The sequence below is a fragment of the Streptomyces sp. JLBT605 genome, from assembly GCF_058215555.1.
Window position 1 is genome coordinate 6,376,280 of the sequence record NZ_CM177087.1, and the last position, 24,658, is coordinate 6,400,937.

Annotated in this window: 17 protein-coding genes; 12 read left to right on the top strand and 5 right to left on the bottom strand. The window is 73.3% G+C overall.

All coding sequences use genetic code 11. The annotated features are described in order from the left end of the window. Nucleotides 1-114 precede the first annotated feature (114 nt). Nucleotides 115-1,440 (bottom strand): 6-phospho-beta-glucosidase, encoded by a 1,326-nt coding sequence (locus AC4BDD_RS27665; RefSeq protein WP_490688184.1) that lies wholly within the window; start codon nucleotides 1,438-1,440, stop codon nucleotides 115-117. Between the two features lie 384 nt (nucleotides 1,441-1,824). Here AC4BDD_RS27665 and AC4BDD_RS27670 point away from each other — a divergent pair, with 384 nt between their 5' ends. From AC4BDD_RS27670 to AC4BDD_RS27695, 6 genes are all read left to right on the top strand, one after another. Beyond that, nucleotides 1,825-3,201, top strand: a complete 1,377-nt coding sequence (locus AC4BDD_RS27670) for an ABC transporter substrate-binding protein (RefSeq protein ID WP_490691957.1) — start codon at nucleotides 1,825-1,827, stop codon at nucleotides 3,199-3,201. 152 nt (nucleotides 3,202-3,353) lie between these two features. Then, the gene (locus AC4BDD_RS27675) at nucleotides 3,354-4,202 is read left to right on the top strand and encodes a carbohydrate ABC transporter permease (protein WP_490691958.1); all 849 of its coding nucleotides are present in this window, start codon (nucleotides 3,354-3,356) and stop codon (nucleotides 4,200-4,202) included. Beyond that, the gene (locus AC4BDD_RS27680; protein WP_490688185.1) at nucleotides 4,199-5,023 is read left to right on the top strand and encodes a carbohydrate ABC transporter permease; all 825 of its coding nucleotides are present in this window, start codon (nucleotides 4,199-4,201) and stop codon (nucleotides 5,021-5,023) included. Before AC4BDD_RS27675 ends, AC4BDD_RS27680 begins: the two co-directional genes overlap by 4 nt. 138 nt (nucleotides 5,024-5,161) lie before the next feature. After that, nucleotides 5,162-7,258, top strand: coding sequence for a SpoIIE family protein phosphatase (locus tag AC4BDD_RS27685; RefSeq protein ID WP_490688186.1), 2,097 nt, complete (start codon nucleotides 5,162-5,164; stop codon nucleotides 7,256-7,258). A 288-nt stretch (nucleotides 7,259-7,546) separates the two neighbouring features. Beyond that, nucleotides 7,547-8,218, top strand: a complete 672-nt coding sequence (locus tag AC4BDD_RS27690; protein WP_490688187.1) for a DUF4142 domain-containing protein — start codon at nucleotides 7,547-7,549, stop codon at nucleotides 8,216-8,218. Between the two features lie 4 nt (nucleotides 8,219-8,222). Then, entirely contained in the window at nucleotides 8,223-9,641 is a 1,419-nt protein-coding gene (locus AC4BDD_RS27695; protein ID WP_490688188.1) for a DUF1996 domain-containing protein, read from the top strand. A 151-nt stretch (nucleotides 9,642-9,792) separates the two neighbouring features. Here AC4BDD_RS27695 and AC4BDD_RS27700 read toward each other — a convergent pair whose 3' ends face one another. Next, entirely contained in the window at nucleotides 9,793-10,761 is a 969-nt protein-coding gene (locus AC4BDD_RS27700) for a PucR family transcriptional regulator (protein ID WP_490688189.1), read from the bottom strand. Nucleotides 10,762-11,542: 781 nt separating this feature from the next. On the opposite strand from AC4BDD_RS27700, the gene AC4BDD_RS27705 reads away from it, so the two are divergent. The 6 genes from AC4BDD_RS27705 to AC4BDD_RS27730 all read left to right on the top strand — a co-directional run bounded on the left by AC4BDD_RS27705 (nucleotide 11,543) and on the right by AC4BDD_RS27730 (nucleotide 17,500). Beyond that, nucleotides 11,543-12,277 carry a hypothetical protein gene (locus tag AC4BDD_RS27705; protein WP_490688190.1) on the top strand — a complete coding sequence of 245 codons (735 nt, stop codon included), beginning with the start codon at nucleotides 11,543-11,545 and terminating at the stop codon, nucleotides 12,275-12,277. Further along, nucleotides 12,274-13,764, top strand: a complete 1,491-nt coding sequence (locus AC4BDD_RS27710) for an NADH-ubiquinone oxidoreductase-F iron-sulfur binding region domain-containing protein (protein WP_490688191.1) — start codon at nucleotides 12,274-12,276, stop codon at nucleotides 13,762-13,764. The genes AC4BDD_RS27705 and AC4BDD_RS27710 overlap by 4 nt, the downstream gene beginning before the upstream one ends. 193 nt (nucleotides 13,765-13,957) lie before the next feature. Next, nucleotides 13,958-14,674, top strand: coding sequence for a hypothetical protein (locus AC4BDD_RS27715; protein ID WP_490688192.1), 717 nt, complete (start codon nucleotides 13,958-13,960; stop codon nucleotides 14,672-14,674). A gap of 2 nt (nucleotides 14,675-14,676) precedes the next feature. Next, nucleotides 14,677-15,117, top strand: a complete 441-nt coding sequence (locus AC4BDD_RS27720) for a hypothetical protein (RefSeq protein WP_490688193.1) — start codon at nucleotides 14,677-14,679, stop codon at nucleotides 15,115-15,117. Nucleotides 15,118-15,413: 296 nt separating this feature from the next. Then, a complete protein-coding gene (locus tag AC4BDD_RS27725; protein WP_490688194.1) occupies nucleotides 15,414-15,656 on the top strand; it encodes a hypothetical protein in 243 nt (80 codons plus the stop codon). Further along, complete coding sequence (locus AC4BDD_RS27730) at nucleotides 15,653-17,500, top strand: HEXXH motif domain-containing protein (protein WP_490688195.1); 1,848 nt, start codon at nucleotides 15,653-15,655, stop codon at nucleotides 17,498-17,500. Before AC4BDD_RS27725 ends, AC4BDD_RS27730 begins: the two co-directional genes overlap by 4 nt. A 6-nt stretch (nucleotides 17,501-17,506) precedes the next feature. Here AC4BDD_RS27730 and fxsT read toward each other — a convergent pair whose 3' ends face one another. Genes fxsT through AC4BDD_RS27745 form a run of 3 tightly spaced genes read right to left on the bottom strand, consistent with a single transcriptional unit; the run spans nucleotide 17,507 to nucleotide 24,602 of the window. After that, nucleotides 17,507-21,925, bottom strand: a complete 4,419-nt coding sequence (gene fxsT / locus AC4BDD_RS27735) for an FxSxx-COOH system tetratricopeptide repeat protein (protein ID WP_490688196.1) — start codon at nucleotides 21,923-21,925, stop codon at nucleotides 17,507-17,509. Further along, nucleotides 21,922-23,130, bottom strand: coding sequence for an AAA family ATPase (locus AC4BDD_RS27740; protein ID WP_490688197.1), 1,209 nt, complete (start codon nucleotides 23,128-23,130; stop codon nucleotides 21,922-21,924). Before AC4BDD_RS27740 ends, fxsT begins: the two co-directional genes overlap by 4 nt. Then, entirely contained in the window at nucleotides 23,127-24,602 is a 1,476-nt protein-coding gene (locus AC4BDD_RS27745) for a VMAP-C domain-containing protein (RefSeq protein WP_490688198.1), read from the bottom strand. The genes AC4BDD_RS27740 and AC4BDD_RS27745 overlap by 4 nt, the downstream gene beginning before the upstream one ends. Between the last annotated feature and the right edge of the window lie 56 nt (nucleotides 24,603-24,658).

Below are 24,658 nucleotides of genomic sequence, written 5' to 3' on the forward strand. Positions count from 1 at the left end.
GGGGATTGCCACGTTCCGCCCGGCCTGGATTTCTTGACCGGGTCATGCCATTGAGGCGCGCGGCAGTGCAGAAGGCAAGAGACGGGCAGCGGGAATTCCGTCGGCCCGCGACCCTCAGGGCCAGTCCGGTGTCGCTCGCAGGATGCGGTCCGCCACGTTCACCGAGTCCACCAGCGGGTGCAGGGCGAGCGCGCGGAGGGCCGCTGGGCGCTCGCCGGTCCGCGCCGCCTCGATGGTCGCCCGCTCCACCGCCTTGAGTGACAGCATCAGCCCGAGCTGCTCGGGTGCGACCGGGCCGGTCGCCAGCGGGTGGGCGCCGCCCGCGTCCACCAGGCACGGGACCTCCACCACCGCCTCCTCGTCCAGCCCCGGCACCGCGGACCGGTTGCCCACGTTGAGAATCAGCTTGGCGCGCTCGTTGCGGGCCACGGCGCGCATCAGGGCCAGGGCCACCCGGTCGTAGCCGCCGCCCTCCAGGTCGCACGAGTCGCGCTCCCAGCCGCCGGTGGCCTCCCGGCTCGCCGCCATGTACGTCTCCTCGCGCTCCAGCCGGGTGCGCTCCCATGCCTCCCAGGCGGCATCCGGCCGGGCGACGGCCTCGCGGTAGAAGCCCTCCTGCTGGCTCTGGAGGAACTCACCGCGGGTGGTGTCCGCCGCGGCGATCGCGGCGACCGCCTCCCGGTTGAAGTAGTAGTAGTGCAGATACTCGTTGGGCAGCGCGCCCAGCGTGCGCAGCCACTCCGCGCCGAACAGCCGCCCCTCCTCGAAGGACTCAAGGGCGGCGGTGTCGGCGAGCAGTTCGGGCAGTCGGTCCCGGCCGTCGACCAGCACCCGCCGCAGCCAGCCGAGGTGGTTGATCCCCACGTAGTCGTAGACCGTCCGATCCGGGTCGGCGCCCAGCGCGCGGGTGGCCCGGCGGCACAGTCCGATCGGCGAGTCGCAGATCCCGATCACCCGGTCGCCCAGCACCCGCCGCATCGCCTCGGTGACCATGCCCGCGGGGTTGGTGAAGTTGATGGTCCACGCCTCCGGGGCCAGGGCGGCGATCCGCTCCGCGATCCGGACCGCCACCGGGAGGGTCCGCAGGCCGTACAGCACCCCGCCCGCACCGACCGTCTCCTGGCCGAGCACCCCCTGCCCGAGCGGGATCCGCTCGTCACGGGTGCGCCCCTTCAGGCCGCCGACGCGGATGGCGGAGAAGATGAAGTCGGCGCCGCGCAGCGCCTGGTCGAGGTCGGTGGTGGTGGTGACGGCCGGGGCGGCGGGGTGGCCCTTCGCCTGCTGGGCGAGGACCGCGCCGATGGCGTCCAGACGCCGCCGGTCGGTGTCGTACAGCACCAGGTCGGTGCGGCGGCCAGGCTCGTCGCGGGCGTCGTCGAGCAGGGACTGGTACACCAGCGGCATCCTGAATCCGCCGCCGCCCAGCACAGTCAGCCTCATACGTTCAGTACCTCTCACGTCGGCCTCGCGGAAGGGGCGAGGGGCGCCTTCCCGGCGCGCGCGGGCGGCCACCGCGCCGCCGTGGACGCGTCGCGGCGTCCCGTGGCGTGGCGTGCCTCTCGTGCCGTGCCGCAACGTACTCCAGCCGAACGAGCCCGCGCGAGCTTGATCGACCTCTTGCGAAGAGCTGATCCCGGGTGCAGGGTGTCGGCGCGAGGCAGAGCTGACGGTGTGACGGTACGACGGACACGACGTGTTCCGGGATGGCCGCGGCGCGGCATTTCCGCCGCCGGTCACGGGCCCGGGCCGGAGGGGGGAGAAGCGATGGGACGGCGCGGAAGGACCGGCCGGGCCGGCCGGGGGAGGGGAAGAGGCAGGACCGCCCTGCCGGTGGGGTTACTGACCGGGCTGGCGCTGCTCGCGGCGGCCTGCGTGCCGGGCACCGACGGCTCCGGCGCAACCGGCCCCGGCACCGGGACCGCCACCGGCATCCCCGACCCGGCCAAGGCAGGTCCGGTCACCCTGACGGTCTGGGACCAGGAGATCCGCGGCGGTCAGAACGACGAACTGGAACAGCTGAACCGCGAGTTCCAGGACCGCTACCCCAATGTCCGCATCCACCGGGTGGCCCGCAGCTTCACCGACCTCAAGACCACCCTCAAACTCGCCATCTCGGGTACCAACCCGCCCGATGTCGTCCAGGCCAACCAGGGCTACCCCGACATGGTGGCGTTCGTCCAGGCCGGGCTGCTCGCCCCGCTCGACAACTACGCCGGCATCTACGCCTGGAACACCCGCTACCCGGCCACTCTGCTCAACCTCAACCGGGTCTCCGCGGACGGCCGGCGCTTCGGCACCGGCCGCCTCTACGGCATCTCCCAGACCGGCGAGTACATCGGCCTGTTCTACAACAAGGACGTGCTGGCCGAGGCCGGTGTGCGACCGCCCGCCACCTGGGACGACTTCCTCCGCGGCCTGGCCCGGCTGAAGCGCGCGGACGAGCTGCCCATCCAGTTCGGCAACCTCGACAAATACCCGGCCATCCACACCTTCGGAGTCATCCACGGCCGGCTCGGCGCCGCGGCGGCCCGCGACACGGTCCTGGGCCGCGGCGCGGGCTTCGACACCGCCGAGACCAAGGAGGCCGCCGCGACCCTCGCCGACTGGGTCCGGCGCGGCTACCTGCCGGACGACGCCAACGGCCTGGGATACGACGACGCGGCCAAGAAGTTCGCTTCCGGCGACGGCGGCTACCTCCTCACCGGAACCTGGCAGCTGGCCGAGCTGAAGAAGGCCATGGGGGACCGGCTCGGCTTTCTACCGCCGCCCCCGGCCACCCGCGGCGGCGCCCCGGTCACCACCGGCGGCCAGGGCCTGGCCTGGTCCATCACCTCCCGCTCCCGGCACCCCGAAGTGGCCGCCGCCTACCTGGACTTCCTCACCGACGAGCACGCCGCGGACACCATGACCCGGCACGGGGTGCTGCCCGCGGTGCCCGGGAAGGCCGCGGCCCGGGTCGCGCCGGGCAGCGTGGACGGGCAGATGCTCGCCGGCTGGCGGCGGCTGTCGGCCGCGGACGGACTCGTCCCCTACCTGGACTACGCCACGCCGACCTTCTACGACACCCTCTCCGAGAGCCTCCAGGGCGTCATCGCCCACCGGCTCTCCCCGGACCGCTTCGCCGCCGCCCTGCAACGGGACTACGGGAGGTACCTGAGGAAACAGCGGTCCACCGGGTCGGCCCCGGCGGGCACCTCATGAAGGGGAGACAGGGCCACCAGAGGGAGGGGAGGCAGGGCTGCCTCACGCAGGGGAGACAAGGCCGCCTCACGCAGGGGAGACAGGGTCGCCTCACGCAGGGGAGACAGGGTCGCCCCGCCCACCGCCGCCGGGCCCCGGGCGAGCCGCGCGCCATCGGCTACCTCTACATCCTCCCCGCCCTCGCGGTGTACGCGGTCTTCCTCCTCTACCCCTTCGGCCAGTCCGTCTGGCTGTCCTTCCTGCACTGGGACGGCCTCACCCGGGCCCGCTGGGCCGGATTCGACAACTACCAGGACCTGGTCACCGACCCCGGGCTGCGCGCCCCCTTCGGTCACGCACTGCTGCTCCTGGTCTTCTACTCCGCGCTGCCGGTCGCCATCGGCCTGCTGCTCGCCGCCGTGCTCTCCCGCGCCCGGGTGCGCGGCATGACCTTCTTCCGCACCGTGCTGTTCCTGCCGCAGGTGCTGGCGCTCGTCGTGGTCGGCGTCGCCTGGCGCTCCATCCTCGCCCCGGACGGGCTGCTCAACGACACCCTGCGGGCGGTCGGACTCGGCTCCCTGGCCCGGCCCTGGCTCGGAGACTACGACTGGGCGCTGCCCGCCGCCGGCATCATCGGCACCTGGGTCGGCACCGGGCTGTGCATGGTGCTCTTCCTCGCCGGTGCGCAAGCCATCCCGCGCGAGCTGTACGAGGCGGTGCGGCTGGACGGCGCGGGTCCGGCCCGTGAGTTCTTCGCCGTCACCCTGCCCGGCCTGCGCCGGCAGATCGCGGTGGCGCTCACCCTCACCATCGTGGCCGGACTGCGCAACTTCGACCTGATCTACATCACCACCCGCGGCGGTCCCGGTGACAGCACCTCGGTCCCGGCCTACGAGGTCTACCGCCGCGCCTTCGAGACCAACCAGGTCGGCTCCGCCGCCGCCATCGGGGTGGCACTCACCGTGCTGATCTCCGCGCTGAGCGTCACCGTCTCCCGGCTCGTCGAAGGCCGGCGGCCATGACCGGCCGCCGGGAACGCGCTGCCACCTACGGCATCCTGGCCCTCTTCGCCGTCCTCTCGCTCACCCCGGTCATCGGCATCCTGTCCACCGCCCTGAGCCCGCAGAACTCCCTGGACACCGGATTCCAGCTGCCCGAGGACGGCCCGCACTGGGGAAACTTCGCCGATGCCTTCAGACGCGGCCACTTCGGCAGCTACCTGGGCAATTCACTGCTCGTCGCATCGGCCGTGGTCGCCGTCACCACGCTGCTGGCGGTCCCGGCGGCGTACGCCTTCGGGGTGATGCGGTTCCCCGGTTCGACGGCGCTGTTCCACCTCTTCGTGATCGGCCTGGCCCTGCCGCAGGAGGCCCTGATCGTCCCGCTCTACTTCGATCTGCGGCACGCCGGGCTCACCGACACCCCCTGGGCGCTGATCTGGCCGCAGACCGCGCAGTCGCTCGCCTTCGGCGTGTTCTGGATGCGGACCTACTTCCGCGGCAGCGCCCGCTCGGTGATCGAGGCCGCGCGGATGGACGGGGCGGGCAGCTGGACGACGCTGTGGCGCATCCTGGTGCCGATGGGCCGTCCGGCCATCTCCACCATGGTCGTCATCACCTTCATGTGGACGTGGAACGAGTTCCTGCTGGCACTGGTGATGGTGAGCGACGAGGCGCACCGCACGGTCCCGCTCGGGCTCGCCTTCTTCCAAGGTCAGCACAGCTCGGACGCCGCGCTGCTGGCCGCCGCCTCGGTGCTCATCGCCCTGCCGGTGGTCATCGTCTACCTCGTCCTGCAGCGCCGTTTCATCGAGGGCATGCTCGGCGGAGCCGTGAAGGAGTGACTCAAGGGGGGCGGCTGAGGGGGAGGCGGTGGTGTGCGGCGTGTGACCGTCCGGGCCGGGCCGGACGGGGCTCCCCGGCGCCATGCCGACCGCCACCGTCGCGTCGAAAAAACGGGCAAATGATGTCAGAGTGGATCCATGGCTGATCGGGGAGCGACGTCGGCCGCCGCGTCGGTGCCGGACGACTGGCCTGCCCGCCCGGAACTCAGCCTGGCCCTGAACCGCATGGGCTGCTTCGACTGGGACCTCGACAGCGGCCTGATGCATGTGGACCCCTCGGGCCTGAAGGTGCTCGGCGTGAGCCCGGAGGCGTACGACGGGCGGCCCAGCTCGCTCGGGCGCTTCCTCCCCGCCGCGGAGGTCGCCCGCCTGGACGCCCAGGTCTCGCAGGCGCTCAAGGGCGACAGCGGCCGCTACAGCACCTACATCCGCGTCCGGCGCGCGGACGGGACGGATTCCTGGGCCCATACCCAGGGCACCATCCAGCGCGACGCCACCGGGCGCCCGCACCGGATCATCGGCATCTTCCGGGAGGCCACCCACGAGCTCGGTGACCGCGCCGAGCGCGAGGACCTGGCCGAGGAGCGGCTGCGCCAGACCAGCGTCGTGGAACGGGTCACCGCCATCCTGGCGCACGCCCGGACCGTCTCCGACGTCATCGACGTCCTGGAGGACGCCCGAGCGCTGGGCCACCTCGGGCTGGTCAGCGTCATCCTGGGGCTGGTGGAGGGCGGGCGCATCCACATCGTCGCCGAGGGGCAGATCGGCAGCAACGTCCCGGAGTTCGAGTACACCGGCATCGACGACCAGTTCCCGATGAGCGACGTGGTGCGCACCCTCCAGCCCCGCTTCATCGTCTCCCGGGAGGAATTCGCGGCCAGCTATCCGGTGCTGTGGCCCTACATCGAACCCCTCGACGTCTCCTCCGCCGCCTATCTGCCGCTGATCGCCCAGGGCCGGCCGATCGGCGCGCTCGGCCTGCTCTACAGCGACAAGGAGGGCTTCAGCACCGAGGACCGCAACCTCATCATCACTCTCGGCACCAGCATCGCCCAGGGACTCCAGCGCGCCATGCTCTTCGAACAGGAGCACGACCTGGCCGAGGGGCTCCAGCAGGCCATGCTGCCCCGCCACATCCCCGCCGTGCCCGGCGCGCACATCGCCGTCCGCTACCGCTCGGCACGCCTGGGCCGGGACATCGGCGGCGACTGGTACGACGTGATCCCGCTGCCCGGCGGCCGGGTCGGGGTGGCCGTCGGTGACGTCCAGGGCCATGACACCCACGCCGCGGCCGTCATGGGACAGCTGCGCATCGTGCTGCGCGCCTACGCGGCGGAAGGCCACCCGCCGGCCACCGTGATGGCGCGGGCCTCGGTGTTCCTCCACGAGCTGGACACCGACCGCTTCGCCACCTGCACCTACGCCGAGGTCGACCTGGCCGGCGGTGGGGTCCACATGGTGCGCGCCGGCCACATCGACCCGCTGCTGCGGCACACCGACGGCACCTGCCGGCGGCTGCCGGTCCGCGGCGGCCTGCCGCTGGGCCTGTCGGCCGAGTTCCACCGGCTCGAATACCCGGTGACCACCGTGGAGATGGGCCCCGGCGAGACCTTGCTGATGTGCACCGACGGGCTCGTGGAGCGGCCCGGAGCCGACCTCGACGACGGCATGCGGCACCTCTCCCGAGCCCTGTGCGAAGGCCCGCAGGACCTCCAGCAGCTCGCCGACCGGCTGTGCTCGGTGGGCGAGGAGCGCGGCGGCGGGGACGATGTGGCGCTGCTGCTGATCCGCCGCCGCGGGGGAGAGACGGCGCCCTCCGGCGGACGGCTCCAGCAGCACGTGACCCAGGGCGACCCGGAGGCCCTCTCCTCGGCCCGGCACATGATCCGCGCCGCGCTGCGGGCCTGGGGGACCGGTGAGCGGGCTGATGACATCGAGCTGGTCGCCGACGAGCTGATGACCAACGCGCTGCTGCACACCGACGGCGGGGCGGTGGTGACGGTACGCATGCTGACCGGCGCGGAGCGGCGGCTGCGGATCGACGTGGAGGACACCTCCAGCAGCCTTCCCCGGCGCCGGGAGCCGGGGGAGTCGGCGGTCTCCGGCCGCGGCCTGCTCCTCGTCGACCAGCTGGCCGACCTGTGGGGGGTGGAGTCGCGGGGCAGCGGGAAGTGCGTGTGGTCGGAGTTCGTCGCCCCGCCGGACGGCGAGCACCGCGACGGCTCGCACGGCTAGCGCGGCCGACGCGGCGAGCGCGGTGACGGCGGTGACCGGCCGAGGCGACGCCGGCCGATGGCCCGGCTGCACGCGCCACCGGCGGATGGCCCCGGCCGGCGTGCGACCGGCGGACGGATCCGGCCGACGTGCCACCGGCCGAGGTGAGCGGTGACCGGCCAAAGTAGCAGGGGTTCGGGCCCGCGATCGTTCTTTGCTCACGACTGACAAACCCTCAATCGCGCGCCCCCGCCCGGCACTAGCGTCCCTTCGCATCTCATCCGGCAGGCGAAAGGGAGGGTGCCATCCATGCGACCGGGCGTCTGGCGGCGGATCTCGAGCCGATCCGCCGCGTCCCGCTACACCATGGCCACCGGCCTGGTGGTCGGGGCACTCGCGGCGACACTCGTGGCCCTGCTCGTCCCCGTCGGGCTGTTCGGCCGCAGCGACGCCGCCGCGGCCACCGGCTCGGCGGACCAGGACGACGGGCGCGGCGTGATGAGCACGCAGTACGGGCCGCTCACCCCACTGGACCGGGAATTCGTCCGCAAGGTGCGGCTCGCCGGACTGTGGGAGCTGCCCGCCGGCCGCCAGGCCCAGCAGCGCGGCACCACCGAGGCGGTGCGGACCGCCGGCGAGCACCTGGTCGAGGGCCACACCGAGCTGGACCGGATGGTCATCCAGGTCGGCCGGGAGGTCGGCGTCGACCTGGCCAATCAGCCCACGGAGGAGCAGCAGGGCTGGCTCGCCCAGCTGGAGAACGCCCGGGGCCAGGAGTACGACCGGCTCTTCGCCAACCTGCTGCGCAAGGCGCACGGCAAGGTGTTCGCCCTGGTCGCGCGCATCCGCGCGAACAGCCGCAACTCCATGGTCCGGGCGCTGGCCACCCGGGCCAACTCCGTGGTCCTCGACCACATCACGGTCCTCGAAGACACCGGATTCGTGGACTTCGACGCCGTGACCGATGACGAAGCGAAGTGATCCCATGCGAGAACGCACCCATCAACGCGCACGCATCGCCCATCCCCTGGTGGCGCTGGCCGCCGTGCTGGCCCTCGGCGGCGGTGGCGTCGCCGTCATCGCGGCCAACGCCTCCGCGGGCAGCTCCGGCTCCGACTCCCGACCGGACGGCGGCTCGTCACGGCAGCAGGCGGCCCGCACCATCGACTGCCCCGATGTCGGCGACCGGCTGCGCCAGGTGCCGCGCAACGCCCGTGCCGCCGTGGGCGCCGACCTCGCCCGGCTGGACGCCCAGGTGGCCCAGGCGTACCGGCGGCTGGTCTCCGGCGGCGGCAGCGGCACCGAGGTGCTCGCCGCGCTCGCCTCCCAGCGCTCGGCGACGATCGGCCGGATCGTACGGGCCACCGGTGCGGGCTCACGGCAGGCCACCGAGCTGCGGGCGATGAACCGTTGCAGGCTCCAGTGGGCCGGCTCGCCCCGCGGCGAGGTGGACGGAGCGCACCAGGGGCCGTCGGTGGCCCCGGTCCAGGGCTCCGGGCCGGCCCCGGGCGGGAACGCCGGCGGCGGGCCGTCGCGCGAGGACTTCGTCGACATCACCACCGTCCGGCCCGGCCCCGGCGAGCCCCAGGCCCGGCGCGGCGCGTCCACCGGCAGCTTCCGTTCGGAGTGCGGCCGGAACGAGAACGGCCACTTCAACCCGGACAACGTGATCGTCGCTCCCGGCGTGAGCAACGGCGCCCACCATATGCACGACTACGTCGGCAACAACTCCACGGACGCCTTCTCCACCAACGACAGCCTGGCCGCCTCCGGCACCACCTGCTCCAACCAGGACCAGTCCACGTACTACTGGCCGGTGCTGCGGCTGCGCGACGGCGGACAGGGCCCGGACGCCGGCGCGCCGGGCGGTGGCCAGGACGGCAACGTCGGCCGGATCCTCACCCCATCGGAGGTGACCATCGACTTCAAGGGCAGCCCGGTCGGCCCGGTCACCGCGATGCCGCGCTTCCTGCGCATCATCACCGGCGACGCCAAGGCGTTCACCAACGGCACGGCCAACGCCAACGCCTCCTGGAGCTGCACGGGCTTCGAGAACCGGCGGCTGGAGGAGAAGTACCCCATCTGCCCGGAGGGCAGCCAGGTGGTGCGCTTCTTCGAGTTCCAGAGCTGCTGGGACGGCCGGAACATCGACAGCGCCAACCACCGCACCCATGTCGCCTTCGCCGACGACCGCGGCTTCTGCCCCGGCGGCTTCACCGCGATCCCCCGGCTCGTCCAGCGGATCGTCTACGACGTGCCGCCCGGCCGGCCGTTCGCGGTGGACAGCTTCCCCGAGCAGCTGCACAAGCCGGTGACCGACCACGGTGACTTCATCAACGTGATGCAGGACGAGCTGATGGCGCGAGCGGTGCGGTGCATCAACAGCGGCCGGAACTGCGGCTGACGCAGGCGGTACCGGTGGCACGACAGCGGCCCCGGCGCTCCTCGCGAGCGCCGGGGCCGCCGAGGGGGTGTCTGGTGGGTCTCCGGGCGTCGCCACGGCGACCCACCGGACACCCCCTGCTCTCTTTCGGAGCGCGCGGTCCGCCGCGCGCTCACAGCCCGTTGACCCGGGCCTCCCGGGCGACGCCCAGGGTCAGCCGGCCGGCGGCCATCCCGCCGGCCATGCCCCGCGCCTTGCGCGTCACCCGAGAGCGGTGACGCCGCACCTGCGCCATCAGCCGTCGGCTGCGCAGCGCCAGCTCCAGCTCGAACCGGGTCCGCGGATCCCGCAGTCCCGGCCCGAAGAGCTTCTCGATCTGCCGCAGCCGGTAGCGCACGGTCTGCGGGTGCACATGCAGTGCCTTGGCCGCCTCCGGCGCACCCCCGCCCTCCAGCCAGGCCAGCAGGGTCTCCTCCAGCCGCTCGCTCTGACGTGGTGTCAGGCTCGCCAGCGGACGCAGCCAGCGCGCGGCCAGTGCCCGGGCCAGCGACTCGTCCTGAAGCAGCAGCAGGGTGGAGAGGTGGTCGTCCACGAAGGACACCCGGGATTCCGGCCCGCCGCCCGCCGGGGTCAGGGCCAGCAGCCGTCGCGCCCAGCGCAGCGAGGAGACCGCGTCGTAGAGCGGCACGGCATGGCCGACCGCGGCGGTGCGGCCGCGCAGCACCGTCTCCAGGGCGGCGCGAGCCGCCGGGTCCGGGTCCGGATCCGGGACCAGCAGGCACGGCCGGTTGTCGATCAGGCCGGCGAGCAGGTCGCCGAGGCCCGCGGGGGAGAGCCGCGGCACCTCGCCCGGCGCCGCCAGCACCACGGCCTGGACGGTGTCCGGCAGTGGCCACTTGGCGGACCTGGCCAGCTCGGGCAGCGACTCTTCGGCGCCCACCGGGTCACCCATCAGGGCGTCGAAGAGGGCCTGGCGGGCACGGTCGAGCGGCAGTACGCCGGAGCGCGGCGCGGCGTCGGCCGCCTGGCCGCGTGGCCGCGGTACGGAGGTGGACACGGGCGCGGCGGCGGACCGGACCAGACCCGGCGGCGCGGCGTAGCCCAGAGCGGCCAGCAGCGCCTGCTCCACCCCCTCCCGCATCTCTTCCTGGGTTATTTCCTGTAGAAAAGCGGCAAAGCCGGGTTCACTCCGTCGAAGCGCTTCGGCCAGCGCCTCGGCGAAAGTGGGGATCTCACTTCGCAGAACGCAATCCCACTCGCTTTTCGGGCGCGACCACATTCGATTGAGAAGTTCGCACATCTTTACCTCGTTCTTCCGGGGCTACACCTGCCCGGTAATCAGGAGCTGAGGGGCCTCCCGCGCCCTTGGGCGCTTACCAGTGCGGTCGGTGCGGGCCGCCGGATCTTGCTCCGGCCGCGCGGCGAGGGCCGGCCAGAGGTCGCAAACCGGAGATTGCGCGCATCGGGACACCTTCCACTCGGGGGCGTTCCAGGTCGTCACCGAACCACCCGGATGGGCATCCTCCGCAGCCCCGCGGTGCGGTGCCCGGGTGTGCCCAAGAATTTGTCACACCGCGATAAAGCTTGTGAAGCTTTCGGGAAGAGTCGAGATACTCCGAAGCCCCGGCGGGCGCCGCTCGACGCCGCCGCCAACCCCCCCGACCTGGGCTCCGAGGACGATTGGGAGTGCTCGGTCCCCGCGCGTTCGGAAGGCTTTGATGACCCTTTCCCCAACGCAGTCGCAGTCGCAAACGCAGCCGCTTTCGGTGGATCAGTCGCCGCCTCCGCCCCCGCGGCGGGGACGGGCGCGGGCCCGCAGCTGGACGCGGCCGCGACCGCACCGACCGCACCACAGCAGCCGCCGCGGCCGGCACGCCGGCCCGCCGCCGGTCGGCGGGCCGCGGACGGCGGGCCGTCCGCCGGTGCTGCCCCTCGACGCCGTCTTCCCCCGGGGGCGCGCGCTCCGCCTGGCAGGCGCGGCCGCGGTCCTCGCCCTGGCGGTGGCGGCCGACGCGGGGGCGTTCACCCACGTCTGGGAGTTCCTGGACTGGGGGGCGGGCGTCCTGGCGCTCGTCTCCCTCACCTCCACGGTGCTGTGGGGGCTGGTCGCCACCGACAGACTGCTGCTGCACTCCGGGCATCGGCTGATCGCCCAGGCGGTGCACCGCTGCACCGCCGTCGGCGGCCTGGGCTTCCTCGCCCTGCACATCTGGGTGAAGGTCGCGAAGAGCGAAACCGGCGCCACCGCCGCGGCCGTGCCGTTCACCGACCCCGACGACCCCCTGCTGATCGGCCTGGGCACCCTCGCCGGGTACGTCTTCCTCGCGGTCGCCATCGCCGGAGCGGCCCGCAGCTCCTTCGCCGCCAAGGGCCGCTCCCAGTGGTGGCGGGCGGTGCACCTCGGCGCCTACCCGGCGTGGTGCGCGGCTCTGATCCACGGCCTCAAGGCGGGCCGGGCCGCCAGCGCTTGGGTGACCGCCTCCTATCTGCTCTGCCTCGCGGGGGTCGCCGCGGTGCTCCTCCAGCGCGGCGCCGCCAGGCGTCGCGACGCCGCCAAGACCCACCGGGTGCCCTCCGCGGCCCGGCGGGATCCGGTGGCGGCACGCGCGGGTGGAGCCGAGCCGCGGCCGGTCAGCGGGCGCGGGTTCCGGCCATGACCGGCGATGGGCCCCGGCTGGCCTGCGTCGGGGAGCCCCGGCTGCTGGCGGGCCTGGACCAGGCCGGGTGGCTGGACCGGGTCGGCCATCTGACCGTGCACGGGGCGCTGCCCGAGATCCGCTCCGAGGAACTCGTGGCGCTCGCCGAGAACATCGACCTGCGCGGCCGGGGCGGCGCGGGCTTCCCGTTCGCCCGGAAGCTGCGGGCCACCGCCACCGCCGCCCGCGGCAAGGACGGCCGGACCGCCGTCGTGGTCAACGGCAGCGAAGGGGAACCCGCTTGCCTGAAGGACACCGCGCTGCTGCTGCACACCCCGCACCTGGTGCTGGACGGCGCCCAGTTGGCCGCCGAGGCACTCGCCGCCGACGAGGTGGCGGTCGGAGTGACCCGGCCGGACGTCGAGGACTCGGTACGCCGGGCCATCGCCCAGCGCGGCCCCACCGACTGCCGGATGAGCGTCACCCGGCTGCCCGAACGCTTCGTCACCGGAGAGGGCACCGCCCTCATCAGCGGCCTGCAGCACGGCCCGGCGCTGCCCTCCGGCCGCCGGGTGCGGACCAGCCAGAGCGGTCTGGCGGGCCTGCCGACCCTGCTGTCCAACACCGAGACCTACGCGCAGCTCGCCGTCGCCGCACGGCTGGGCGCCCTGCCGTACCGGGAGACGGGCCTGCCCGGTGAGCCCGGCACCGTCCTGCTCACCGTCGCCGGCAGCCAGGTCGTGGAGACGCCGACCGGCGTGCCCCTGGCCTACGTCCTCGAACTGTGCGGCACCGGGCCAGGCCAGGGGGTGCTGGTCGGCGGCTACCACGGCCGCTGGCTGGGGCCCCGGGCGGCCCAGGTGGCCGAGGTCTCCCGGGCCTCGCTGGCCACCTTCGACGCGGTGCTCGGCGCCGGAGCCGTGCTGCCGCTGCCGGAGAACACCTGCCCGGCCGGTGAGGCGCTCCGGGTGACCGGCTGGCTGGCCGCCGAGTCGGCGGGCCAGTGCGGGCCCTGCTTCCTGGGCCTGCCGGCGCTCGCCGAAGCCCTCGCGGACCTGGTCAACGGCGGCGGACGCAGGGCTTTCGAGGCGGTGCACGCACGCGTGCGCGGGGTCGTCGGCAGAGGCGCGTGCAGCCACCCGGACGGTACCTCGCACTTCGTGGCCTCGGCACTCGCCGCCTTCCCGGAGGAGTTCGAAGCACACGCCTATCGCGGCGGCTGCGGCCGGCCGGTGGTCGGCGCCCTGCCGGTTCCGGTGCCGGTCGGCGCGGCCACCGGGCCGGGCGCCGCCGCCCCGGCCGCGCCCGGCCCCGAGGAACAGCTGGTCGTGGACTGGACGCTGTGCCGGGGCCACGGCCTGTGCGCCGACATCATCCCCGGGGTGATCCAGCTGGACGCCGACGGCTATCCGGCGCGGGCCACCATGCCGCTGCCCCGCCGGCTCCGCCCCCGGGCGCTGCGCGCGGTGCGCCGCTGCCCCGCCCTGGCGCTCCGCATCCAGGAATGAGCCTGGTCCACCAGGCACGCATCCTGCCTTCCGCGCGGCGGAATTGTCGCCGAGTGACAAATTCTCGGCGCCGGTGAACGCCGAACGCTCCCGGGCTCGTACCCGGGAGCAGCACCACCTTCGCAACCGACGGAGCAGCACTTCCCGTAACCGGCGAAGCAGTTTCCTGCGTCACCGGAGAATTGGAGAGGTCATGAGGAACAAGCGTCACGCGGTATTCGCCGGAGCGACCGTCGCGGTCATCATGCTCACCGCGGCCTGCGGCGGTGAGGACTCCGAATCCCAGGGAACCAGCAAGGTCAAGCCGGCCGGCGTCGCCGCCGAAAAGGGCGGCTACAGCTCCGGCGATTACGGCGCGGGCGATGACGCTTCGGGGGACTACGGCTCCGGGGATTACGGGTCCGGCGATTACGGTTCGGGCGAGGAAGGGGCGGACAAGGACAAGGGCGGCTCCGGCGGTTACGGCAAGGGAGCCGGCGACGACGGAGCCGAGGCGCCTGCCGCGCCGGACCAGGACGCGGCAGGCACCCCCGCCGGGAAGCAGGCCGCGGAGCTGTCCACCACCGACGACGCCGAGCTGGGCAGCATCATCGTCAACGGCGAGTGGATGACCCTCTACCGCTTCGACAAGGACAGCGCCTGGCCGATGAAATTCGGCTGCCTCGACGCCTGCCTGGACACCTGGAAGCCCGCCGAGCCCGTCGACAAGTCAAAGGTGAAGGGGGTCTCGGCCAAACTGGTCGGCACGGTCACCCGGCCGGACGGCAGCAAGCAGCTCACGATCGACTGCTGGCCGGTCTACACCTTCACCGGCGACAAGAAGCCGGGAGACACCAACGGCCAGGCCAAGCAGGGCGTGTGGTGGGCCGTCACCGAAAACGGAAAGAAAGCCGGAACCGCCGGGGAATGACGATGACCGTCGCACGACCGGGCCGCCGCCGCACCGCCGCGGTATTCACCCTGCTGACCATCTGCGCGGTCGGCGGCTGCGCGGGAGAGAAACCCGGCGCGTCCCCTCCTCCCCAGCAGCGGTCGGTGCGCGACATCGCCACCGCCATCGGCTGCACCGCGGATATCACCGTCGACGCCACGGAACTCCGCCAGGCGGCGTGCAGAACCGCGCGCGGAGAATTCCGCATGGTCACCTTCTCGGCCGACCGGGGACAGCGCGCCTGGCTCACCGAGGCCCGGAGTTACGGCGGCACCTATCTCGTCGGCGAGCGCTGGATCGTCACCGCGCAGGCCCCCGGGACCCTCGCCGCGCTGCGCGACAAGCTCGGCGGCACCATCGAGGCCGGAGCCGCTCATGACCACGCCGAGGCGGACGGAGGTGGAATGACGCACTCGCACTGAACGGGGGGCCGGTCGGCGGCACCGGCCCCCGGGGCGGCGGGACGGAGGGCGACAGCGCTCCTCCCGCCGCCCCGCGCGCCCCACAGCCCCGGTCAAAGTGGCGGAAAATCGATAATACGGGGCATGCTCCTCGAATTGGTGCCGAGATCTCCTCCACCGATAAGGAATTGCCACTCATTTCTCACCGCGCCGACCATCCGGCAATCCGGCCGGAGCCGCACGTCAACTGGCCGTGTTCACCCTTTCGCAATCATTCCGGGCTGGGCCACTATGGAAGTCGCCTCACCCGACCCGGGATGCAGGATCACGAGGGGGACGATGCCATGGAGCGAGCGGCGCGAGAGATCGAGACGGAGCTCGTGGACCTCTCGACATCGACGCTCCGGGACCTCGACCACGGGCGGACGTTCCACTTCGCGATCCAGCGGCTGATGGACGCCGTCGAGTCACCGCCGACGATCGCCAACGCCGCACAGCAGGGCGAGGGATGCCCCCGGTTCGTCGAGCGGGAGCAACTCCACCCGGGAACACCCGGGTGATACCGGCCGGAAGTCGCCACATCCCCCCGGCCCCCGGCCCGGCCCACCACCGCATCACCACCGCCGACTTCGCCGACCTGGCCCAGGGCAGCGGCGGACCCACCGCCCTCGCCGCCCTGACGGCCGGTCAGCGCAGCCGTTCCATGCTGCTGCTGCGGGCCCTGATCGACCTCACCGCGGACCATCCGCAGCTGCCCGGACCGCTGCCCGACCCCCGCGCGGCCTGGGAGCTGCTCCTGCGGGCCGAGCGGCGCTGCGCCCCCGCCGTCGACCGCCTGCTGCTGCACCCGCAGTTCGGCACCTGGCGTGACACCTGCCTGCGCCGGCTCCGGGGCCGCGGACCGGCCGCCGGGGAGCTGTGGCTGGAGGTCGGCCATCTCCACGCGGCGGTCGCCGCCGCCGCCCTGCTGGCCGGCCTCGACTTCCGTATCACCGTCCCGGTACGCGAGGGCGGCGTCATGCTGCCCGCCCTCGGCCTGGCCCACCTCGGGGCCGACGCGCCGCCGACCGCCGAGGTCAGTCGGGATCCCGCCGGACGGTGCACGGTCCGTGCCGGGCGGTACGGCGTGCGCCTCCCCGCCGACCTCACCCGGGACGCCCCGGGCTGGGCCGCCCTGCGGCGACTGCACACCGAACGCGCCGACCGCGCCGACCGCGCACCGGCCCCCTTCTTGGACGACCTCGACCCCTACCGGGACTTCCTGCGGCGCTTCACCGCACCCGAGCGGCTGAGCGGAGCGGAAGCCGGGCGCTGGCAGCGGGACTTCGCCCGGGCCTGGGCGCTCATCGCGGAGCAGACCCATATCGACCCCGGAGGCCTGGCGGCCTGCCTCACCTCCATCGTCCCGGTCCGCTACCCGAACATCTCCGAACCCTTCAGCGCCTCCTCACCCGCCTCCTTCGGCTGCGCCCTGGTGAGCCCCCCGGCCGATCCGGAGACCTTCGCCGCCTCCCTCGTCCACGAGGCGCAGCACATCAAACTCAGCGCGCTGCTGGACCTCGTACCGCTGATCACCGGCGGCCTCGAAGAGATCCACTACGCGCCCTGGCGGGCCGACCCCCGGCCGCTGCGCGGCATCCTCCAGGGGGTGTACGCCTTCCTCGGCGTGACCGGTTTCTGGCACTCCCGCATCCACCGCGCCGCCGAGGAGCGCGGCCGGCAGGCCGCCACCTTCGAATTCGCGCTGCGCCGCGCCCAGACCGCCCAGGGCATCGCCACCCTGCGCCGGCACGCCGACCTGACCCGGTGGGGCCGCCGCTTCCTCGACGGAGTCGCCGACCGGCTAGACCACTGGCTCGCCGAGCCGGTCCCGGCCACCCTCGGCCGCACCGCGGACGAGCTGTGCGCCGACCACCGGGTGCTCCACCGGCTGCACCACCTGCGGCCCGATCCCGCGGAGCTGGACCGGTGGGCGCGCACCTGGCGCCAGGGCCGCCACGCCCCGGACACCCTGCCCCGCGCCACGGTGCACGCGGACCGATACGCCGTCACCGCACGCCCCGCGCTCGCCCGGCAGCGGATCACCGACCCCGCCGGATCGGCCGCACCGCGCGATGGGGTCGCCCACCGCGGCGACCTGCTGGCCCGAGCCGACCGGGACTGGGCCCACCACGACCCCGCCGCCGCACTGCGCGGCTACCGCGCCCACCTCGCCCGCCACCCGGACTCCACCACCGCCTGGGCCGGGCTCGCCCTGACCCTCCCGGACGGCGCCGCCGGCACCATCATGCGCCGCCGCCCCGAGGTGGTCCTCGCCCTGCACCGCGCGCTGCGCGAGACGGGCAGCCGCGGCCCCGACCCCGTCGCACTCGCCCACTGGGCCGGCGCCGCCCTCATGACCTGAGCGTCCTCAGAACGAATAGACGTCCAGGTCGATGTCCGCGCGGATGCCACGAGCCGCCGCGACCGCCATCGGGTGATTCGCCGTCAGCACCCGGCGCAAGGTCTCCAGCGCCGCGCCCTGCGCCTCCTCCGCCGCCTGCCGCTCGCCCAGCGCCCGCAGATCCGCGGCCAGGTTCACCGCGCACAGCAGCGTGGTCGGGTGCTCCGCGCCCAGCCGCTCCCGGCAGCGCCGCAGCGTCTGGGTGTCGAGCTGGTGCGCCTCCTCGTAATCCGCCAGCGTGTAGTGGTCGCTGGCGAGGTTGACGGCACACCCCAGGGACGAGGGGTGGTCGGCGCCCAGCAGCTCCACGAAGACCGGCAGTGTCTCCTTGTCGAGGGCCAGCGCGGCCTCCGTCTCGCCCAGCAGCCGCAGCGTCACGGCCAGGTCCCCGGCCGCGCTGAGCGTGGCCGGGTGCCGGGGGCCGAGCAGCGTCCGCAGATGGTCCAGGCTCTCCTGGCCCACCTCGCGGGCGGCACTGAGATCCCCGGTCTGCCGCAGGGCCATCGAGAAGTTCAGCGAGGACATCGCGATGTAGAGGTTGTGCCCCGCGTACCGCAGCCGGTACCGGTCCAGGACCTCCCGGCTCATCTCCAGGGCGGCCTCGTAGTCCCCGGCCTTGCGGCGCGCCACACTCAGGGTGCGCATGGCGGTGGCGACCAGCGGGGCGTTCTGCGGGACGTGCCGCTGGATCATGGCGTAGGTGCGCTCCTGCATGGCACGCGCCCCCAGATAGTCGCCCGCCTCGCGCACGTCCACCGACAGGTTGGTGTCCAGCAGGAACCTGGTCAGCGAGGTCTCACCGAGGATCACGGCCGCCTCGTCCCGGGCGTTCTCCGTCAGCTCCCGCGCCCTGGCGAAGTCCCCGACCGAACGCAGCGAGAGCGCGTAGTCGTTGATGGCGCCCAGGGTGTACGGGTCCTCGTCGCCGAAGACCCGCAACGACCGCACCCAGCGGTCGTGCTCCAGGTCGACCGAGCGCGGATAGTCGCCCTGCAGCCGGGCGTCGTTGGCCACCGCCGCGAAGGCCGAGATGGTGTCCTCGTGATCCTCGCCCACCGAGTCGCGCAGCACCTGCAGGATGTGCGCGTTGAGCGCCTGCGCCCGGGGGTAGTCGCCCTTGACCGTCATGGCGTTCGCCACCGTACGGGAGACGGCCAGCGTCTCCAGGCTGTCCTCGCCCAGCATCTCCCGCCAGCGGTCCATGACCTGCCCGCCGAACTCCAGCGTCCCCTCGTGGTCCCCCCACAGGAACAGGAAGCGGACGACGTTGCGGACCGTCTGTCGCACCCACTTGTCGTCGCAGTCCATCGCCCGGGACGCCCGCACATGCGACAGCAGATCGGCATAGCGCGGCCAGTTCGGGACGGTGACCTCGTTGGGATCGCCGTGCGCCAGCAGCAGATGCGCGCTGTGCCGCATGTCCGCCTTCTGCTGCGCCGACATCTGGCCGATCAGCACCGCCTGCACCAGACGGTGCATCTCGATGGTGTTGCTCCGGTGGTTGATCTTGATCAGCGCGTAGCGGCCGATCTCCCGGATGGCGTGCCCGAGCTTGATCGGATCCTGGAGCACCGCGGAGAGCTCCGGGGAGAGGGAGATGCCGCGGACGTTGGAGAACAGCCGCCGGGAGATCGGCTCGGGTGCGAAGAAGGAACACACCCGCAGCAGCTGCAGCGCCCCCGGGTGGTGCTCGGCCAGCCGGCGCAGCGACATGTTCCACGCGGCGGCGACCGGCTCGGGGTAGTCGACCGGGACGCCGGAGGCGAGCAGTTCGCTGCGGCGTGTGCTGACATCCGCCCGCTCGTCCTCGAAGACCTGGAGGTACTCGTCCACCGGCATGCCGGTCTCGGTCAGCCAGGCGGCCGCCTGCTCGATCGCCAGCGGCAGGTCGCCCAGCGTCTGGGCCACCCGGTCGGCCTGCTCCGGCGGCAGCTCCGGCCCCCGCCGGCGCAGCAGCTCGATGCTCTCCTCGCGCTCGAAGACGTCCACCTCGACCGTGCGCGCCGCCCGGGACCACTGGGCGTTACGCGAGGTGACCAGGATGCGGCCGGGCCCACCGGCCGGGAAGTACTGGCGGACCGTCTCCAGGTCCTCCGCGTTGTCGAAGACCAGCAGCCAGTCCTTGACCGGCCGACCGGTGCGCAGCGCGTTGAGCACCCGGGGCACGGCGACGTTGGACTCCCGGCCCGCCTGCAACCCCAGACTGTCCGCCAGCTCCACCAGCGCGGTGCGGATCTGCTCGTCGCGCTCCGCCGCGATCCACCACACCGCGTCGTAGTCGGCCGCGTGCTGGTGCACGTACTCCAGGGCGATCTGGCTCTTGCCCACGCCGCCGAGACCGTGCAGGGCCTCCGGGAGCACGGCGGCGGTCCCCTCGCTGCTCAGCCGCTCGTGCAGCAGGTCCAGCAGCGGCTGCCGGCCGGTGAAGTTGTTGTTGCGGGGCGGGACGTTGCCCCAGATGGCCGGGGGTTCACCGGCGCGGCGCTCCTCCACGGCGGGCAGGGACCGGGCAGCGGTCGCGGACACGAAACTTCCTCTCGGGTGCTCACCAGCCGGTACCCGCGTGCCGTGCGCCGGCGTGGATGGTGAATCGTCGGCATAGGACAGCCGGTCGGACGGGGGAGTGCTGGGTTCAGCCACGGCAACCGCCTCATCTTCCCTGCTGGGGAAGTCTTCAACTCGCTTCGAGGTGCTTTTGTCACGGTCCGTCAAGAGCGCTTCCTCCGACCGGCCCAGCGGCTGATGGGCCGCCACGCGCGCCCGCAGGGTACGTGCCCCCTCGCGGTACGGGCCGGAGAGAGCCTCGTAGACCTTCTCCTGGACCCGCAGGTAGGGCAGCAGCCGCTCCTCCACCTCCGGCAGGGCCCGAACCTGTGCGGCGGAGGGCCGGCTGAGCGAGTCCCGGAGCACGTGTAGCGGCTTCCAGCCCCGGCCCAGCCGGTCCAGGACACTGCGCAGGATGTACAGCGACTCGTCCCGCAGCCCGGCGGAGAGCAGCAGCTCCCGCACCCCGGCGTGGAACTCGTACCCGATATCCGTCTCGTCCATCGGGTCGCTGCCCACCTTGCGCAGCAACCCGCCGAGCAGCACCTCGGCCAGATCACCCGGGGTGGCACCCGGCTCGTGCAGCGTGTGCTGCACGAACTCCATCACCGGGATGTTCAGCGGGGCGGCCGCCAGCCGGGAGGCCAGCCGGAAGGCACTGGGCGAGGCCGAGGCGCGGAACCGGAACACCCGGTCCTGCGCGGAGGGTTCGGGCCCGGGATCCCATGTTTCCGACGGCACGCCCGGCAGCAGCGCCAGGGTGTCCCGGCCCCGCGGCGCCGGCTGGGTGGCCAGCTGGGCCCAGCGGTGGATCCAGCGGGCGTCGAACTCCATGACCGGGACCGGGGGTTCGCCGCCGGGCCAGCCCCCGCCGTCGCCGCGCGCCCAGCAGGCGTTCGGCGCGCCGGGCTCGGGCACCTTGACCCTGACCCGCTCCGGGGACACCCCGGTGTTGTGCCAGCGGCCCTGGGAGAGCACATGGAGGATGGCGACCGAGGCATGGCGCGCCCACCAGCCGACAGCGCGCTTGGCGGATTCGTCCCCCCAGGCGGTGCCGATGCCGTCGGTGAGCACCAGGACCGCCCGCTTGCCCCGGGGCCCGATGCCGTCCACCGGCGACGGGCCGCCCGCCCGGCGGCGCGGACCGCGCTCCGGCCGGTCCGCCTCCCACGGCTGGTCGCTGCTGAGATGCTGTACCCGAACCGTACGGAAGGCCCCGGTCCGCTCCAGTACGGTGCGCAGTTGCCGGGCGGTGCGCCGCCACAGCACCATGGAGCTGCCCCGGTCCACCACCAGGACCATGTCCATCCAGCGCTCACGCACCGGAACGCAGACCGGCAGCCACAGATTCTCCCGCGCGGCCCGCTCCGCGGTCGCCTCCTCGTCGATCTCCTCCTCGACCGGCGAGGGCGTGGTGCGCTTGAACGGCCGCAGCGCCCGGGTCAGCGCGCGCTCCGAGGTCGCCGCCGAGGCGCCGCGGTACCGGGGCATCGGCGCCGGCTCGGTGACGATCGCGGTGGTGGTGGCGGACTCGTCCGCCGGGCCGGTGGCCGGGACCAGCTCGGTCGGCCGGGGCGCGGAGATAGTCACCTCGGCCTGACCGTCCTCGGCGCGCGGCGGCGAGGGGCCGTCGGCCGGGTCCGGATCGGGGCCCGGTTCCGGCTCCCGGCCCGCGGACCCGTCACCGCCCGGCGGCGGTTGGACCGCCCCGGGGGGCGGCCGGACGGCCCCGCGGTCGGTCCCGGCCCTGCACGCCGCCAGCCATAACGCGTCGGCGACCTGCTGCCAGTCGAGATCCCCCCGGGGGGACGTGGCGGACCGTGTCGTGGGGTCCTCAGTCATGTCGATGCTGCATCCAGCCGGTGCCAGACGGCGTGCAGTAGCTCCTCCCACTCGGCCCCGGGACTGTACGCGTCGGAGGCGGCCAGATAGACCGCGTTCAGCAGTTGATCGGCGGCCAGCCCGCCCTCGTGCCGGGAGCGCTCCACGAACATCTGGATGAGCTCCTGCGCGCGCGGGTCGTCCGCGCCGCCCAGATGGGCGGCGACGATCGCGGCGAGCCGGTCGGCGTCCGGGTCGGGGAGCCGCAACTCCAGACAGCGGCGGAGGAACGCCGGGGGGAACTCCCGCTCGCCGTTGCTGGTGATGATGACGATCGGAAAGGCCCGGCAGCGGACCCGGCCGCCGGCGATGACGGTGCTGCGGTCCGGATCGTCGGTCAGCACCTCGACGGTCGGCCGGCGGTGCCGGATGCGCACCAGCTCCGGAACGGAGAACTCGCCGGCCTCGAAGATGTCCAGCAGATCATTGGGGAGATCGATGTCGCCCTTGTCGAACTCGTCGATCAGCAGGACCCGGGGCAGCCGGTGCGGCAGCATCGCCGTCCCCAGCGGGCCGAGCTGGAGGAAGTCCCCGATGTCCTCCGGGCCCGGGGCGGATCCGTCGGGCTCTTGCGCCGGGGAGGCCGCCGCGGCGTGCACCCGGCCCACCGCGTCATAGCTGTAGAGCCCGCCGCGCAGGGTGGTGCGGGTGGTGATCGGCCAGCGCAGTACGCGGCCCAGCCCCAGCTCCCTGCTGATCCGGTAGGCCAGCGTCGACTTGCCCGTACCCGGACGCCCGGTCACCAGCAGCGGCCGGCGGAGCAGGATGGCGGCGTTCACCCGGTCCGCCTCCTCGGTGTCGGCGCGGGTGCTCAGCGGCGTGGCGCCCAGTCGGCGGGTGGCGTCCTGGGTGTCCTCCGGCGGGGCCGGCGGCTCGGTCGACGGCTCACCCTCCGGGCCCGGTGACGGACCGCCGGGTAACTCGCCCGCGCCCGGGCCCTCCTGGCCGGAACCGGTGTCCACCATGCGGGCGGACTCGCCGTGGAAGGTCCGCCAGGGCGGTGGCGGCGGCAGTATGTCCTCCAGCCGGACATCGTGCAGCGGCCGCCCGGTGCCCTGGTAGATCCACCAGGCGCGGGGGATCCCGTCCGGTGGCGCGCTGCTGGTGGAGCCCGAATCGCCGCCGGCGCGGCCGTTGTTCGCCCGTGCAGGAGTCGCGTCGCTCATCGGCTGCCCCCCTCGTCCGGCCCCGCCAACTTTTCGTACGCCTCCACAGGTCTGGTCGGATCGTCCCAGACAAGCACAACATGGCGCCCCAGGTGGTGCTCCTGCGCTGCCGAGTCCACCGTGTGCGCTTCCACCCTCAAGCTTGTCACGGCTTCACGGAGCCGTGCCACAGAATCAGCGGCGTCGGCAGGTAGTTGTCCGAATTGTTCGACCAGCTCGTGGCTTCTGGCGTCGCGGCGGTCCCACAGGACGACCGGAACGCCCGCGGTCCACGCCGCCCGAGCCTGACGGCCGCCCTCCGCGGTACTGCCCGGCGGCACGCTCAGGATCAGTGCCACCGCGCGGGGATCGGCCCGCAACCGGGCCAGCAGGGCCGCCGGTTCCGCGCTCACCGCGCTGTCCGGATCGGTGCCCTCGACGACCAGGCCCCGGCAGCGGTCGGGCTCGCTGTCCATCACCCGCCACCGGCTGTGCCACCAGCGGTGCCACAGCTGCTTGCGGCTGCGCTCCAGACTGCGGACCACCACCGGATACGCCATCCCCAGCGGCATCGGCAGATCGCTGTCCACGTCCCGGTGCCACAGCTGCACCGGCCAGTTGAGTTCGTCCGGCCCCAGCAGGAACTCCATGTGGATGTCCCGGGCGTCCTTCGCCCACTCCGTCTCCGCCTCGTGCACCAGCCGCCGCACCGCGCGCTCCGCCGTGGCCGAGGTGACGTACTCGCTGGGCCCCAGCGCGGGCTGCCATTCGTCCGGGTCGTACTGCCGCCAGGAGGTGAGCAGATAACGGCCCGGCTCGTCCTGCGGGAGCAGCCGGATCACCAGATAGGCGTCGAAGGGGTCGCCGGGGGCCTTGTGCACCACCCGCTGCCGCAGCGAGCGCAGCTTGGAGGTGAGCTGCAGCGCCGCCGCCTGCTCGTCCGCCCACGCGCGTAGCTCACCGGCCTGGTCGTACGGCGCCTCTGCTGCGAGCCGCTCCACGAAGGCCAGCGCGGGAGGCAGTTCGCCGGGCTCGGCGTTCATCCGGCTGAGCTCCAGATACGCCTGCCACACGTCGCTGACCAGCGGCGCGGCCTGGAAGCGGGCCACCGACTCGCGGCAGATCTGGCCCAGGCGCTTGACCTGCAACCCGGTGAGCAGCGCCCGCAGCTGGTCGGTGGCCGGCGGGGGCAGGGCCGGCTGGGCGGTCAGCCGCCGCACGACCGCGTCGAGCGGCTCCATCAGGGTCTGGCTGCCGACGATGGTGAACAGCGCCTCCCGCACGGCACTCATGGTCGCCTCGCCGCGCAGGCACTCCTGCACCAGATCGAGCAGGAAGTAGTCGGTGACCCGGCCGTCCCGCACCGGCAGCGGGGCGCCGAGCTGGATGCGCACCAGATCGAGGAAGACCGGGCGGCCCTCCGGATCCGTCAGGCAGCGGAATTCCCGCAGGGCAGCGAGGAGTTCCTGGACCGGTCCCAGCCCCTCCGTCATGTGCCACCCCCCTGCGCCCGTCCCACCGGCCCCCGCAACCGGTGGTCCCCCTCGCC